This is a genomic window from Cognatiyoonia sp. IB215446 (assembly GCF_033963825.1).
Classification (GTDB): Bacteria; Pseudomonadota; Alphaproteobacteria; order Rhodobacterales; family Rhodobacteraceae; genus Yoonia.
The window spans coordinates 29,594-45,575 of record NZ_JAXBMD010000007.1 but is presented as its reverse complement, the minus strand read 5'-3'; the positions used below and the strand labels follow the sequence as shown (position 1 = coordinate 45,575).

At 58.9% G+C, this 15,982-nt stretch carries 12 protein-coding genes; 8 read left to right on the top strand and 4 right to left on the bottom strand.

Going from position 1 to position 15,982, the window contains the following annotated elements; genetic code table 11:
• Positions 1-2: 2 nt before the first annotated feature.
• Both SLH49_RS19665 and SLH49_RS19660 read right to left on the bottom strand, forming a co-directional pair.
• Positions 3-803: a UDP-2,3-diacylglucosamine diphosphatase gene (locus SLH49_RS19665; protein WP_320270852.1), complete on the bottom strand. Its 801-nt coding sequence runs from the start codon at positions 801-803 to the stop codon at positions 3-5.
• Between the two features lie 133 nt (positions 804-936).
• A complete protein-coding gene (locus SLH49_RS19660) occupies positions 937-4,272 on the bottom strand; it encodes an ATP-binding protein (protein ID WP_320270851.1) in 3,336 nt (1,111 codons plus the stop codon).
• 473 nt (positions 4,273-4,745) lie between these two features.
• On the opposite strand from SLH49_RS19660, the gene SLH49_RS19655 reads away from it, so the two are divergent.
• Positions 4,746-4,883: a hypothetical protein gene (locus SLH49_RS19655; protein ID WP_320270850.1), complete on the top strand. Its 138-nt coding sequence runs from the start codon at positions 4,746-4,748 to the stop codon at positions 4,881-4,883.
• Between the two features lie 412 nt (positions 4,884-5,295).
• Here SLH49_RS19655 and SLH49_RS19650 read toward each other — a convergent pair whose 3' ends face one another.
• Complete coding sequence (locus tag SLH49_RS19650) at positions 5,296-6,813, bottom strand: cryptochrome/photolyase family protein (protein ID WP_320270916.1); 1,518 nt, start codon at positions 6,811-6,813, stop codon at positions 5,296-5,298.
• The gene (locus tag SLH49_RS19645) at positions 6,807-7,469 is read right to left on the bottom strand and encodes an SDR family NAD(P)-dependent oxidoreductase (protein WP_320270849.1); all 663 of its coding nucleotides are present in this window, start codon (positions 7,467-7,469) and stop codon (positions 6,807-6,809) included. Before SLH49_RS19645 ends, SLH49_RS19650 begins: the two co-directional genes overlap by 7 nt.
• A 62-nt stretch (positions 7,470-7,531) precedes the next feature.
• Between SLH49_RS19645 and SLH49_RS19640 the strand changes: the two genes are divergently transcribed.
• The 7 genes from SLH49_RS19640 (at position 7,532) to rodA (ending at position 15,978) form a co-directional block, all read left to right on the top strand.
• On the top strand, positions 7,532-8,293 hold the full coding sequence (locus tag SLH49_RS19640; RefSeq protein WP_320270848.1) for a hypothetical protein: 762 nt from the start codon (positions 7,532-7,534) through the stop codon (positions 8,291-8,293).
• 235 nt (positions 8,294-8,528) lie between these two features.
• A complete protein-coding gene (locus SLH49_RS19635) occupies positions 8,529-10,085 on the top strand; it encodes a 2-isopropylmalate synthase (RefSeq protein ID WP_320270847.1) in 1,557 nt (518 codons plus the stop codon).
• Between the two features lie 308 nt (positions 10,086-10,393).
• The gene (locus SLH49_RS19630; RefSeq protein WP_320242422.1) at positions 10,394-11,431 is read left to right on the top strand and encodes a rod shape-determining protein; all 1,038 of its coding nucleotides are present in this window, start codon (positions 10,394-10,396) and stop codon (positions 11,429-11,431) included.
• A gap of 18 nt (positions 11,432-11,449) precedes the next feature.
• Entirely contained in the window at positions 11,450-12,373 is a 924-nt protein-coding gene (mreC, locus tag SLH49_RS19625; RefSeq protein ID WP_320270846.1) for a rod shape-determining protein MreC, read from the top strand.
• Positions 12,366-12,905 carry a rod shape-determining protein MreD gene (locus SLH49_RS19620; RefSeq protein ID WP_320270845.1) on the top strand — a complete coding sequence of 180 codons (540 nt, stop codon included), beginning with the start codon at positions 12,366-12,368 and terminating at the stop codon, positions 12,903-12,905. Before mreC ends, SLH49_RS19620 begins: the two co-directional genes overlap by 8 nt.
• Positions 12,902-14,842: a penicillin-binding protein 2 gene (mrdA, locus tag SLH49_RS19615; RefSeq protein WP_320270844.1), complete on the top strand. Its 1,941-nt coding sequence runs from the start codon at positions 12,902-12,904 to the stop codon at positions 14,840-14,842. Before SLH49_RS19620 ends, mrdA begins: the two co-directional genes overlap by 4 nt.
• Positions 14,839-15,978, top strand: coding sequence for a rod shape-determining protein RodA (gene rodA / locus SLH49_RS19610; protein ID WP_320270843.1), 1,140 nt, complete (start codon positions 14,839-14,841; stop codon positions 15,976-15,978). The genes mrdA and rodA overlap by 4 nt, the downstream gene beginning before the upstream one ends.
• The last annotated feature ends 4 nt before the right edge of the window (positions 15,979-15,982 follow it).

The window sequence follows — 15,982 nt, the reverse complement described above, 5'->3', positions numbered from 1 at the left end:
GCCTAGCTGTCAAGCTCAGCCAATTCCTTTGATCTCTTGCGCCATGGTTTGCGCTGCACGGTTTCGGCGGCGCGCTCTTCCCAGTCGATCAGCTCAATTTCGCCCGTCGGGTGTTCAACAATCGCAGTGCAGCTTTCGACCCAGTCGCCGGTGTTGATATAGGCGATGCCCTTGATCTGCCGGATATTGGCGTGGTGGATGTGGCCACAGATCACACCATCATAGCCACCCCGGCGCGCCTCATCCGCGAGCACATCTTCATATTGGCCGATGAAATTCACAGCCGTCTTGACCTGCTGTTTTGCCCATTTCGACAAGGACCAGTAACGACCGCCCCAAAACGAGCGCAGGCGGTTGATCTTGGGGTTCAGCCACAAGAGGAAGTCGTAAGCGGCATCCCCAAAATGAGCGAGCCATTTGGCATTCATCACGACCGCATCAAACTGATCACCATGGGTGACCAGATAGCGTTTGCCGTTGATCCCGTTGAAATCCGCGGACTGCATCACCTCGATCCCGCCGAAATGCGTGCCAAGGTAGTTGCGCATAACCTCGTCATGGTTGCCGGGGATGAACACCACACGGGTGCCGCGCCGGGCCTTGTCCAGCAGGGTTTGCACCACGTTGTTATGGGTCTGTGGCCAGTGCCAGCCCCGCCTGCTGATCGCCCAGCCGTCAAAGATATCGCCGACCAGATAGATCGTGCTGGCTTCGTGACTGCGCAGGAACGGTACCAGCAGATCGGCGCGACATCCCCTTGTGCCAAGGTGAATGTCTGACAAAAACATCGTCCGGTACAGCATACAACCTGCCCTCGATTTCCGTTGGGCGTCACTTATTGCGCGCATGTGACAGTGAGATGACTGGAGTGTGAATCACAGCCCGAGAAAACACATTATCTTGGGGTCAGTGGTGCCAACGCACGCAAATGCTGAATTATTTGGCCGAAATGAAACCCAACATCAGGTCTTTTGCAGCGGCCATTTCAAGGCGGCAATCGCCGTCGCCGATCTTGTCAAAGACAGGTCGGATCGCTGAAATCACCAGATCGTCGCGCCCGGTTTCCTGATAAAGCCGGGCAAGATCGATACTCGCCCGCAATTCCCACAACACACCGCCCGATGCCTGCGACAGCGAGATCGCTTTCTTGAGGTATTTCTCCGCGCTCGCATCATCATCCGTTTCCCGCGCGAATGTGGCGCGTAGCCGGAAGATATCCGGCAACCAGCTTTTTTCGCCGGTCTCGTTCATTAACGCCCCCGCAGATTGCATCAGCGCCCGCGCTTCATCCATAAGCCCGAGGTCAATTGCACGCCGCGCTGCTACGACACGGTTTCCGGGCACCAGTAGTTTCACGTTGGCAGCGATCATCCGCGCATCAGCCTCATGATAAGCAGCAAGGCCATCTCGGTCACCATTCGCCATCTGTACCAAAGCACCGCTGGCATTGTTCCACATCCGCGATGCTGTCACGTCGTGTTCTTCGACCAATTGCTCCAAGACCGTCAAATGGCGTCGTTCTGCCTCGATATCGTTGGCAAGTTGTGCGCAGGCCACAAGAAGGCCGTGCATCGTGCAATCCGTATTGGGGTGGTCAAGCTCTTTAGCGCGACGCTCAGCTTTGAGCCGATAGGTGTCGAAAACACGGGTCTGTCCCCGGAATGTGGCGATGAAGGCCTGATAGATCTGTACCCCGATGACCGGATCATGCCCGAACCTTGCAGCAAGGTTCTCCTTGGCTGCGCTCTCGCACAGGGCTTCGGCCTCATCCAGATAGGTCTGCGCTTCTTGAAACTGCCCCATCTTCAACCGCACTATGCCCGCAAGGCGCTTTGCAACCAGCGCCTGCGCCACATCGCCAGAAGCGTCAGCAAGTGCGATCAATTCTGCCGCCCGCGCCATACTTGTTTGGAGACTGCCGCGGAAGTAGGTGCTGAGCAGCAGGCCATAAATAATATCACCCTGCAACGGCGTGTCACCTACCTTGCCGGCCAGATCCAACGCTTCTTCCAAAGTCTGCAACGCTTCATCAGCCCAAAGCCCTTTGCCCGGCGCCAACGCAACAAAAAGCTGCACTTTCAGGGCGATTGCACGCACGATCGCATCCTGATCATCAGCCTCCACCATTGGCGCATTCAACGCAATCGCGCGACGCAGATGTGTTTCGCCCTCCTGATACGCGGGCTTTGAAATTGCGGTATTCCCAGCTGCTTCCCACAACGCAATCGCCCGCTCTGTCAACTGCGCGGCCTCCGCATGTGCAGCTAGAAGTTCGGGCGCCGCCTCGGCTCCGGTTTCCAGCGCATCAAGGATCTTGCGGTGAAAACTCCGCCGTACCTCTTTCAGCAGGCTTTCGTAGGCTGCATCACGGACAAGAGCGTGTTTGAACAGAAACGTTGCCTCTTGCGACGTGCCGTGGCGCTGGATCAACTCTGCCGAAATCAATTCATCAAGCGCAGTTTCGAGTGCCTCACTTGGCCAATCACACACTTTAGCAAGCAGCTGATAGCTGAATTCGCGACCGATGCAGGATGCGATTTGCGCAATTTCTTTGGTGCCGTGCAGCCGGTCGAGTCTTTCAGTCAGGCTGTCATGCAACGTGGCCGGTATAGCAATGTCTTTCACCGCACCGTTCAGCACATAGCGATCTCCGCATTCGACCAGAACGTTTGATTCAAGGATTGTCTTTGTCAGTTCCTCAACAAAGAGCGGCACACCATCCGTACGTTGCGCAATGGTCGCAAGGATATCCGCGGGCAGCGCTTTGCCTTCGGTCAGCCTATCAACCATTGCATAGATCCCGTCCCGCGCAAGCCTGTTCAGCTTAAGCTGTGTCACCCGGGTGTCGGTTGTAAAATCATGCTCGAACGTCGGGCGGGACGTCCCCAAGATCATGATCTTTTGGTTGGTTGCACCATCAAGGATGAGGTGAAGCACTTCCAGAGACGTCGGATCAACCCAATGCAGATCCTCGAACACCAAGAGAAGTGGTTTGTCCTTGGCACGTTTCCGAATGAACGAAACCAAGGCATTCATGAGCGATGATCGCAGGTCTGTTGATGACAGCTCGGGGACTTCAAAACGGGTTGCGCCGTCCAGGCCAAGAAGCACTGCAATCGGCGCGGCCAGTGTGGCATCGTCGCGCGTGAGCTTCTCAATTTTGTTCAGGCGTTCCTCGGCGGAGTCACCTCCGACAATACCAGCCTCGTGGGTGATCTGCTGAATGAAAGGATAAAACGCGCTGTCAGTGTGATAAGGTGAGCATTGGTAGAAGATGCGAGTGTGGTGATTGAGGGCTGCCACATCCACAATCGCCTTTACGACACGCGACTTTCCAATCCCTGCCTCACCGCTCAGCATGACCATCTGACCACGCCCGGCCACCGCCTCGGCCCATCGGTCAATCACGATGTCGATCTCGCGATTGCGGCCAACGATTGGCGTGATGTCACCAGATCGGCGTGCAGAAAACCGGCTTTCGGCAAAGGTTTCGCCTTCGACAACAAAGGCTTCGACAGTGCGATCAACACCTTTTAGCTTTTGTGGCCCCCGCGGGGTGAGTACGAAGTTGCTACCCAAAAGGGGCAGAACTTCACCCGGCACAACTAACTGATTTGGCGCTGCGAGACCTTGCAAACGTGCCGCCAGATTGGGTGTCTCACCTACCACTGCGGCCTCTTGACGCGCCGTTCCGCCGGTGAGATCGCCAACAACAACAACACCTGATGCAACACCGACACGCGATGCAAGCGGCGAGCCGTCGGGCGTGGTGATCTTTCTTGTTGCCTCGATTACTGCGAGTCCGGCCCGAACTGCGCGATCCGTGTCGTCTTCGCTGGCATGCGGCCATCCAAAGTAGCAGAGCATGCCATCGCCCAATAACGTGGCGATAAATCCATTGAAATCATCGACCACCTTCGCCACGGCTTTCTGGTACGCGGTGATAATGCCGCGCATGTCTTCCGCATCCATACGCATGACCATCTCGGTGGAGCCAACGAGATCAACAAACATGACGGTCAGATGCCGGCGCTCTGCCTGGGCTGCAGCAAAACCTGCGTGATTGCTCACAACCGGAGAAGCAACGCTCTGAGAAGACATCCGCGACAATGCTGCCCAAATCTTGCGTCGCGGGCCCAGAGGCAGGCCAAGCTCCTTCAGATCATCTTCGCGCAACTCCGGCAGTGTCTCGAAATCGATTTCCGCTTTGTCAAAAGCGGCCTGGTATTTTCCCAGACCCAAACGATCCAGCCAAAGGCCGATATCTGACATAGCAGCACATTCTCCAACGCATCTGCGGTTCACGCAGATTTCCCAAACCCAGTGTCCTTTACACTAGCACGATTGACCAAGCGTCATCGCGATTCTTTAAGATCAAAGGTGCAGAACGACCAATATTGACCGTGAAGTGTGCCCCTAATGGAACTCTTTTTCACGATACTGCAAAGCAAATGGGCCACCTTTCGATGGCCCATTGTTTCTTTCAGCTCAGTTACAAGCCTATTCAGTCTTGCCACCATCCTTGTCAGAGGTCACGTCGGGCGACTGACAGGCGCCGGGCATCTGGCAAGCGCCCGCAACCTGACATGCGCCAGGCAATTGGCAAGCAGCCACTGCGACTTGGCATGCGGCCACAGGTAACTGACAGGCAGCAACCGTAAACTGACATGCGGCCGGGCTTTGGCAGGCAGCCGCAACTTGACAAGCCGCCGTCACTGGCAGCTGGCAGGCACCTGGCACCTGACATGCAGGCGCCACTTGACATGCCGCTGGCAATTGGCAGGCGCCTGGCATCTGGCAAGCAGCAGGTGCTTGGCATGCCGGAACTGCCTGGCAGGCGGCAGGCATCTGACATGCCGGGGCAGCTTGGCACGCGGCCGTAATCTGACAAGCACCCGGACTCTGGCAAGCTGCAGTAGCAGGCAACTGACAGGCACCAGGCAACTGGCAAGCACCAAGTGCCGTTGCAACCCTGTTAAAGGTCGCCAAATCCTCTTCACTGATATTCAGAGCCTTTTGCTTGTCCTCTAAATCCGCGACACGCATCTCAAGACTTTTTTGCTCTTTATCGTCTGCCATAACGTTCCCTAAAATAAACTGTCCTGGCGCAACCGTTACACGAACTTTCAGTTAGGTCAAACAGGCTTTCCTATATAAGACAATGTGTTGTAGGTGCCCCACAGCAATCGGCTTTTTGCTAAAATCGCAACTGATTTTCACTGCACAAACCTGGACGCATGTTCGGTGACGCGCCCCGATCAATTACCAAACGCGTCAACAACGATGCCGCAGCAATTAGACAATTTCCCCGTCATCCATACGGACCAAGAAACGTTCCGCCTCTGACAGCACCGTCTCGCGCCGGGTATCATCCATCCGGTCCCAGACGCGATACATGTTGCCCATCCGCGGATTTCCGGAAAAACGGTCGCGATGCCTGTCAAGGAAGTGCCAATAAAGCAAGTTGAAGGGACAGGCCTTCTCACCCGTCTTATCCTGCACGCGGTAAGCGCATGAACCGCAATAGTCCGACATCTTGTGGATGTAATTGCCGGACGAGATGTAAGGCTTTGAGGCGATGATCCCGTCATCGGCAAATTGGCTCATCCCAATGACATTAGGCGCCTCGACCCATTCATAGGCATCGGCATAGACGGCCAGATACCATTCATGCACCTGAGCCGGGTCAATCCCTGCGAGCAGCGCAAAATTGCCCGTCACCATCAGGCGCTGGATATGGTGGGCATAGGCCTCATCCTTGGTCTGCGAGACCGCTTTAGCCATGCAATTCATCCGCGTCTCACCACCCCAATAGAGGTCAGGCAGCCTGCGGTTATGGCCCAGCGCGTTGCGGGTAACATAGTCCGGCCCCTCGCGAAAATAGATGCCGCGCATATATTCACGCCAGCCGATGATCTGGCGAATGAAGCCCTCAACCGCGTTTAGCGGCGTCAGCCCCGCGCGATAAGCAGCCTCGACCTGTCGGCACACATCCAAAGGGTTCAGCAGCCCGACATTGAGATAGAAACTGATAAGCGAATGATAGAGGAACCGGTTGTCATTCAGCATCGCATCCTGAAAATCGCCGAATTTCGGCAGCCCCGCCTCGATCCAATGGGTAAGCTGTTCCTGCGCCTGATCGGCATCGGTTGCAAACCAGAACGGACGCAACGTGCCGAAATTGTTGCCAAAACGCGCCTCAACCAGATCGAGCACCTCCTCATCCGGCGCAAACCACAAAGGCCCCGCAAAATCCACCTCATCGGGGGCAGGCTTGCGGTTCTCGTGGTCATAGTTCCACTTACCGCCCTCCGGCTGATCCCCATCCATCAAGAGCCCCGTCTTCCGCCGCATCTCGCGATAAAAATACTCCATCCGCAATTGCTTGCGGCCCTCGGCCCAGTCCTCAAACTCCTGATGTGAAGCAATGAACCGTGTGTCGGGCAGGCAATGGGTCTTCAGCGGCATCGCCGCCAACGCGTTGATCAACCGCCACTCCCCCGGTTCGGTATAAACCACACCCGCCGCATCAAATTCGGCCGCGCGTCGGATCAGCTCCCCGGTGATGGCCCCCGTATTCTCCGGATCATCCAGCCGCGTATAGGCCACCTGCCAGCCATCCGCGCGCAGCCTTTCAGCAAATTTGCGCATCGCGGAAAACGTAAACGCGATCTTCTTAGGGTGATGCGGTACATAGGTCGCCTCCCCCATCACCTCGGACATCACAACAACATCATTACCCTTGTCGGTCTTGAGAAGGGCCGACAGGCCCACCGAAAGCTGGTCCCCCAGAACAAGAACCAACCTCACCAGACAATCTCCTGCCCCGCATAATCGTAAAACCCGCCGGTCTGCGCGGGCGTCAGCCCGTCAATGACCGCCAACAAATTCCGCGCCGCCTCATCCGTTGGCACCGTCTTATGCCGCCCAGCATAATTCGCGGTAAAAGATGTCTCGACAGTTCCTGGATGCAAAGCCACACAGATCGATTGCTTATGGCTCCGCGCAAACTCAATCGCCGCCCCATGCACGATCTGGTTCAGCGCGGCTTTGGAGGCCCGATAGGAATACCACCCACCAATCTGATTATCCCCAATCGACCCAACTCGTGCCGAAAGAGTCGCGACAACACACCGCTTATCCCGCGGCAGCAACCCCGCCAGATGCGACAGGATCAGCGCCGGACCAATCGCGTTCACCTGAAAAACCCGCGCCATGTCGTCATGTTTGAGGGCCGCAATCGTCTTTTCAGGCGCACCCCACAAAGGCGCCAGGATCCCCACCGCAATGAAGACCAAATCAAACGCCCCCTCCAGCCGCTCCATGGCCCGCGCAACAGACGCCTCGTTGCCAACATCAAACCCGTCCTCCAAGCGCGACAATCCCGTCACATCCCATCCATCGCCCCGCAATTGCTGGTAAACCGCCGATCCGATCCCGCCACTGGCCCCAATCACCAATGCCCGCATATGCGCCCTCCTTTGACTTCTCCCGACCTAGCGCCAGCTTGCCAAGGAACAAGGAGAGCCTCATGCGCACAGCCCTCACCTGTCTTTGCCTCGCCGCGACGCCGCTCGCCGCGCTCGATCTGACCTATCAGACAAGCTACGACCTGAAGCGCCCGGCCAGCCTTGATTATGATCCGACTTTCTGCGGTCTCTGGATCGCGAATGAAGGACCCGAGGTGATCCTCGTCACCCTACAGGGCGATGAACTCCGTCGCATCTCCAGTGATCTTTCCCGGATCAAGGCGATCACGATCGAAGATGACCACCTGCTTGTCGGCGACGGTTTGGGCAACATGCAAAGGATCACAAAGGATGGCGCGCCACTGGCTGAGCCCTTCCGTCTTGCCATGAACTGGGCCGACACCGAGGGGCTGACCGTGACCGGCGACGGCACCATCATCATGGTGGAAGACGACCCCGAACGCATGACATGGATGAACCCTGATGGCACGGTGCAGCGCCAGATCAACACGCTCAACCTAGACCCGCCCCTGACCGAGGCGCAGGGCATCGCCTACGACCCGCGCACCGGCTACCTTCTGATCGTGGACGATTGGGAAGGCACGAACAGCCTTTATGAATTCGACGCCGATGGCAAACTCCTCGGCACTACGTCGCTGCTGCCTTATGGCCGCGACCCCGAAGGCATCGCGCTACGCCCCGGCTCAAACGAGCTCTTCATCGCATTCGACGGCGGCGCCAGCATTGCGTCCTTCAGCTACAACCCCACGCTGCCCGCCGGTACAGAGCCGCTGCCACCCGGCCCCGACTGTCTGATGTTCTAAACGCAGGCATCATCTCGCCAAAAATACTCCCGCCGAAGGCATTCCAGACTTTTCAACAGGCAAAACGCCAGTATATTGCACCGCATGATGAACCGCGCGCATATCACAAGCAAGAGGCCGAACGGCCTCCTTCTGCGCGACATCCTACTTCTTAGCAGCCTCTGAGCGTGCCATTCGGCGCGACCGCTCAGGGGGGTTCAGCGCCGGATTTTGCTAAGAGATAAGGACCAGACAAATGACCACAGATAAAGTGTTGATCTTCGACACCACCCTGCGCGATGGCGAGCAAAGCCCCGGCGCCACCATGACCCATGACGAAAAGCTGGAGATTGCCGAGTTGCTCGACGAGATGGGCGTCGATATAATCGAGGCTGGCTTTCCCATCGCCTCCGAGGGGGACTTCAAAGCGGTGAGCGAAATCGCAGCGCAGGCCAAATCCGCCACGATCTGTGGGCTGGCGCGGGCCAATTACAAGGATATCGACCGCTGCTGGGAGGCGGTGAAGCACGCCAAATCCCCGCGCATCCATACCTTCATCGGCACCTCGCCCCTGCACCGGGCGATCCCGAACCTGAACATGGATGAAATGGCCGAGCGTATCCACGACACCGTCACCCATGCCCGCAACCTCTGCGACAATGTGCAATGGTCACCCATGGATGCCACGCGGACCGAAGAAGACTACCTGTGCCGCGTCGTGGAAATCGCGATCAGGGCCGGGGCGAGTACGATCAACATCCCTGACACCGTGGGCTACACCGCCCCGGTCGAAAGCGCCGACCTGATCCGCATGCTGATCAACAAGGTGCCCGGCGCAGATGACGTCATCTTTGCCACCCATTGCCACAATGACCTTGGCATGGCGACGGCGAACTCGCTGGCGGCGGTCGAGGGCGGCGCGCGGCAGATCGAATGCACGATCAACGGGCTGGGCGAACGCGCGGGGAATACTGCATTGGAGGAGGTCGTCATGGCCCTGAAAGTGCGCGGCGACATCATGCCCTACACAACCGGCATCGACACGCGCAAGATCATGAACATCTCGCGCCGGGTCGCCACCGTCTCGGGCTTCCCCGTGCAGTTCAACAAGGCCATCGTCGGAAAAAACGCCTTCGCTCATGAAAGCGGCATCCATCAGGATGGGATGCTGAAGAACCGCGAAACGTTCGAGGTGATGAAGCCCGAAGATGTGGGCCTCTCCGGCACCTCCCTGCCACTGGGCAAGCATTCGGGCCGGGCCGCGTTGCGTGCGAAACTCAGCGAACTGGGTTTCGATTTGGCTGACAATCAACTGAACGACGTCTTTGTTCGGTTCAAGGATTTGGCCGACCGCAAAAAGGAAGTGTTCGACGACGACCTGATGGCGCTCGTCACCCAGAACGAGACCGAAGATGACCGGCTGAAACTGAAATCGCTGAAGGTCGTCTGCGGCACCGACGGCCCTCAAAAAGCCGACATGGTGATGGAGGTGGACGGCAAGGATGTCGAAACCTCCGCCACCGGCGACGGGCCGGTTGACGCCACATTCAACGCCGTCAAATCGATCTTCAAACACGGCGCGCGGCTGCAGCTTTATCAGGTGCAGGCCGTGACCGAAGGCACCGACGCACAAGCCACGGTCAGCGTGCGGATGGAAGAGGACGGGCGCATCGCCACCGGCCAATCCGCCGATACCGATACCGTTGTTGCCAGTGCAAAGGCCTACATCAACGCGCTCAACCGGCTTCTGGTCCGGCGCGAACAATCGGCACCCGGCTATGATGTGAAAGGCGTCAGCTACAAGGACGCCTGACGCAAAGTAACCGAGTCGTTTCCATATCGGCGGTCCGGGCAACCGGGCCGCCTTTTTGTATCCCGCCCAGAGACAATGTCTGCTAAAATGATCAAAAGAACACAGCCAATGTTCGAAAAAGACAATTCAACACATAGAAAGCACCCCGATCAGTGAAAAACGGATCGCAAAAAGACAAGCGGCGACTTGCCGCTGGGTTCTTTTTCGCAAGGGGTTCTCTCCCCTGTGAACCCGCCTTATAAGCCTTTGCACACCGCGCCTACGGGACCGCGCGGCAAAAATGACTGGGACTTGGGAAGAGCAAGGGCATGGCAGGCTTCGGAGGATTGTTTTCATCAGATATGGCGATTGACTTGGGCACGGCGAACACGCTGGTCTACGTCAAAGGCCGGGGCGTGATTTTGTCAGAGCCTTCGGTCGTCGCCTATCACGTCAAGGACGGCGTGAAGAAGGTACTGGCCGTAGGCGAAGACGCAAAGCTGATGCTGGGCCGCACACCGGGAAGTATCGAGGCGATCCGCCCGATGCGCGACGGCGTCATCGCGGACTTCGACGTCGCCGAAGAGATGATCAAGCACTTCATCCGCAAGGTGCACCGCCGCTCCACCTTCTCAAAACCCAAGATCATCGTCTGCGTCCCGCATGGCGCCACACCGGTTGAAAAACGCGCGATCCGTACTTCGGTTCTGTCCGCAGGCGCGCGACGCGCAGGCCTGATCGCAGAGCCAATCGCCGCCGCCATCGGCTCTGGCATGCCCATCACCGACCCCACCGGCAACATGGTCGTCGATATCGGCGGCGGGACGACCGAGGTCGCGGTCCTGTCGCTCGGCGACATTGTCTACGCCCGCTCGGTTCGCGTTGGTGGTGACCGCATGGATGAGGCGATCATCAACTACCTGCGCCGCCAGCATAACCTTCTGATCGGTGAATCTACCGCGGAGCGGATCAAGACCAGCATCGGCACCGCCCGCATGCCCGATGACGGGCGCGGCCAGTCAATGCATATCCGGGGTCGCGACCTGCTGAACGGCGTGCCAAAGGAAACCGAGATCAGCCAGGCCCAGGTCGCTGAAGCTTTGGCAGAGCCCGTCCAATCCATCTGCGAAGCGGTGATGACCGCACTTGAGGCCACCCCACCCGACCTCGCCGCCGACATCGTCGACCGCGGCGTCATGCTCACGGGCGGAGGCGCGCTGCTGGGCCAGCTTGACCTTGCCTTGCGCGAACAGACCGGCCTTGCGATCTCTGTCGCGGACGAGTCGCTCAATTGTGTGGCCTTGGGCACCGGCCGCGCGCTAGAGTATGAGAAACAGCTGCGGCACGTTATCGACTACGACAGCTAACCTGACCCGAGGAGCATCTTGGCAAAGGACAAGAACAGCGAAGACTATGTTGGCCCGATCCGCCGCTTGGCCGTCGGGCTGCTGGTGCTGGTGCTGTTTGGCATTTTCCTGTTCTGGCGGATCGATAGCCCCCGCGCCGAACGGCTGCGGGCCGAGGCGATTGACACATTCGTTCCGTCATTCGCCTGGGCCATGGCCCCGATCAACGGCGTCATCAACCTGATCAGCGATTTTGAAAGCTACCAGCAACTCCGCGCCCAAAACCAGGATCTGCGGCGCGAGTTGCAGCAGATGAAAGCCTGGAAAGAGGCTGCGCTCCAACTGGAGCAGGAGAACGCCAAGCTGCTTGATCTCAACAATGTCAGCCTTGATCCGCAACTGACCTATGTGACCGGTGTGGTGATCACCGATAGCGGTTCGCCTTTCCGGCAATCGGTTCTGGTGAATGTCGGCGCGCGCGACGGCATCATCGATGGCTGGCCCACGATGGACGGGATCGGGCTGGTCGGCCGGATTGCCGGTGTCGGGCAGAATACCAGCCGTGTGATGCTGCTCACCGACACATCCAGCCGCATCCCCGTGACAATCCAACCGTCTGGGCAAAATGCGATCCTCGGCGGAGACAACACGCTCAACCCCCCGCTCGAATTTCTGGAGGACACCGCGATGGTCCGCCCCGGTGACCGCGTTGTCTCATCCGGTGACGGCGGCGTTTTCCCTGCCGATCTTTTGGTCGGTCAGGTCGCACTTGGCACCGATAACAGGCTCCGCGTGCGGCTTGCGGCGGATTACCAGCGGCTGGAATTCCTGCGCGTGCTACGGTCCCAGCCGCATGAAGAGATCCCAGACCCCACCGACCTGCTAGCACCAGAGGCAGAGTTCTTTGGCCCCGCAGCCCTCACGCCATCGGCCCTGACGACAAGCGAGGTGGGCGATGGCTGAGCGCACCGATGCCCGCACCTGGACGCATCGCGCCGTCTTCCTGATGCTGGCCTTTGTCATCATCGTCGCACAACTCGTCCCGCTGGATATGCGCCCCACGGCCTGGGCGGCACCAGACCTGCTCTTGGTCATCACACTCGTCTGGGTCGCCCGCAAACCGCGTTACTTGCCCGTTCTCGTGATCGCATTTGTCTTCCTTGCCGCCGATTTTCTGTTTCAGCGCCCGCCGGGGCTCTGGGCGGCGCTTGTGGTCATGCTGACCGAGACGATCCGCCGCCAGCACCGCGAATTCCGACAGATGCCGCTTTTCGTGGAATGGGGCACGATCACATTTGGCGTCGTCGCGATCACGGTGCTGAACCGACTGGCGCTGGCCATCACCATGGTGCCGCAGGCGCCGCTGGGCCTCACGCTCATCCAGATGATCGGCACGATCCTGATCTATCCCCTTGTCGTTTTGATCGCGCATTTCATATTCGGGGTCAGCCGCGCAGCACCGGGTGAAGTCGGCAGTCGAGGGCAAAGAATATGAAGCGACCGCCCAAAGATATCCTCGAAAGCGCCCGCACGATCAGCAGACGTGCGCTTGTGATGGGTGCTGTGCAACTCGGTGTGGTGGGCGCGCTGGGGTGGCGGCTGCGGTCGATGCAGATTGAGCAGGCGGATGAATTTCGTCTGCTGGCTGAAGAAAACCGCATCAATATCCGCCTGCTGCCCCCGGCCCGCGGCCTGATCTTTGACCGCAATGGCGTTCCGATTGCTGATAATGAGCAGAATTACCGCGTCGTGATGGTCCGCGAGGATGCGGGCGATGTGGGTGAAGTGCTGGCCAAACTCACCGAGATTGTGGAGATCGACCCCGACGACCTCATGCGTGCGATGGAAGAGATGCAGCGCCGCTCACCCTTCGTGCCTGTGACCATTGCCGACCGGCTGTCTTGGGAGGATGTGGCGCAGATCAACCTCAACACCCCCGCCCTCCCCGGCATCCAGGCCGAGGTGGGCCTTAGCCGTGTCTATCCATGGGGCGCCGACCTCGCCCATGTGGTGGGCTATGTGGGTCCCGTCAGCGATTATGACCTGAGCCGCATCGAAGACCCCGACCCTCTTCTACAAATCCCGAAATTTCAGATCGGCAAAACCGGGGCGGAAAACAAGCTGGAGCAGACCCTGCGCGGCAGTGCGGGCACGCGGCGGATTGAAGTCAACGCCGCAGGCCGCATCATGCGCGAACTTGACCGGCAAGAGGGTGATCCCGGCAAGGACATCCAGCTGACCATCGACAGCCGTCTGCAATCCTACACCCAGGCCCGGATGGATGGCGAAAGCGCGGGTGCCGTGGTCATTGACCTTGAAAATGGGGACTTGCGCGCCATCGCCTCCGCCCCCGCCTTTGACCCCAATCTTTTCGTACGCGGCATCTCGACCCGCGACTGGAACGCGCTGAACCAGGACAAATACCGCCCGCTTGCCGCCAAGGCCGTACAGGGCACCTATCCGCCCGGCTCCACCTTCAAGATGATCACGCTCTTGGCGGCGATGGAAGAGGGGCTCGTGACCCCGGATGAGACCGTCTATTGCCCCGGCCATATGGATGTTTTCAACATACGCTTCCATTGCTGGAAACGCGGCGGACATGGCAATGTGAACCTGCATGAAAGCCTCAAGCAGAGCTGCGACTGCTATTATTACGAGATTTCCCAGCGCGTCGGTATCGACAAGATGGCCGAGATGGCGCGCAAGCTGGGCCTTGGCGTCAGGCACGACCTGCCCCTGTCTGCGGTGGCGCAAGGCCTGGCACCCGACAAGAAATGGAAGGCCGAGATACGCGGCGAGGATTGGCGGATCGGCGACACCGTCAATGCCTCCATCGGGCAGGGTTACGTGCTGTCATCGCCCCTGCAGCTCGCGGTGATGATGGCGCGTCTTGCGACCGGGCGCGAGGTGACGCCGCGCCTGATCAAACTGATCGACGGCGTCGAACAACCCAGCGGTCTGGGTGAAAGCCTCGGCCTCAATGAAAACACCCTGCGCCGCATGCGCGCCTCGATGGAGGATGTCTGCAACCACCGCCGGGGCACTGCTTATGCCTCTCGCATCGTGGATGAGGCGCATAAAATGGCGGGCAAAACCGGCACCAGCCAGGTGCGCCGCATCACCCCCGAAGAACGCGCCGCCGGTGTGACCAAGAATGAAGACCTGCCTTGGGAACGCCGCGATCACGGGCTTTTCGTCGGCTACGCGCCTTACGACAATCCCCGTTACGCCTGTGCCGTCGTGGTCGAACATGGCGGCAGCGGCTCCCGCGCCGCCGCCCCCATCGCGCGCGATATCCTTCTACAGGCGCAATATGGCGGCCCGCCCCCGCTAGAGGCTTATCCCGCCAGCATCCGCGACCAGATCGCCGAACAGCAGCGGCGGATCAATGCGCGCATCCCACCGGGCGCGCAGGGACGCAGCCGGGTATGAGCTATTTAGAGTACAATACCAAACACGTCCCCACGGGCTTTCGCAAAATCTGGTACCTGCATTGGCCGATCATCATGTTGCTGATAGCCATCGCCTCTGCGGGGTTCCTTATGCTCTATTCCGTGGCGGGCGGCTCCACTTCGCCCTGGGTCGAACCGCAGATGACACGCTTTGCGCTCGGTATGGCGCTGATGATGATTGTGGCGATGGTGCCGATCTGGTTCTGGCGCAATATGGCCTTTGTCGCCTATGCCGGGTCGATCATCCTGCTCTTGGGGGTCGAGTTCTTTGGCGAGGTGCGCCAAGGCGCGCAGCGCTGGATCGATCTGCGCTTCATGCTGCTGCAGCCATCCGAGCTCACCAAGATCACGCTCGTGATGTTCCTCGCCGCATATTACGATTGGCTGCCGAACAAGAAAACCTCGCACCCGCTTTGGGTCGCCTTACCGGTGCTCTTCATCCTCGCACCCGTCGCCTTGGTCGTGAACCAGCCAGACCTTGGCACGGCGCTCCTGCTCTTGATGGGCGGGGCAACGGTGATGTTTCTCGCAGGCGTCCACTGGGGCTATTTCGCAACCGTCATTGGCTCTGGCGTCGCGGCAGTCTTCGCCGTCTTCCAAAGCCGTGGCACGCCATGGCAGCTTTTGCAGGACTATCAATACCGACGGATCGACACATTCCTTGACCCTGCCAATGACCCGCTCGGCGCAGGCTATCACATCACGCAGGCCAAGATCGCCTTGGGCTCCGGCGGCTGGACCGGACGCGGCTATATGCAAGGCACGCAAAGCCGGTTGAACTTTCTGCCCGAAAAGCACACCGATTTCATCTTCACGACGCTGGCGGAAGAGTTCGGCTTTGTCGGCGCCTTCGCACTACTTGTGATGTATCTCTTGATCGTCGTCTTCTGCATCATCTCGGCCTTAGGCAATCGAGACCGCTTCGCGTCGCTATTGACCCTAGGCGTGGCGATGACGTTCTTTCTGTTCTTCGCGGTGAATATGGCAATGGTCACCGGCCTTGCGCCCGTTGTCGGCGTGCCACTGCCACTCGTCAGCTATGGCGGATCAGCGATGCTGGTCCTGCTTGTGGCCTTTGGTCTGGTGCAAAGTGCCCATGTCCACCGCCCGCGCTAAACCT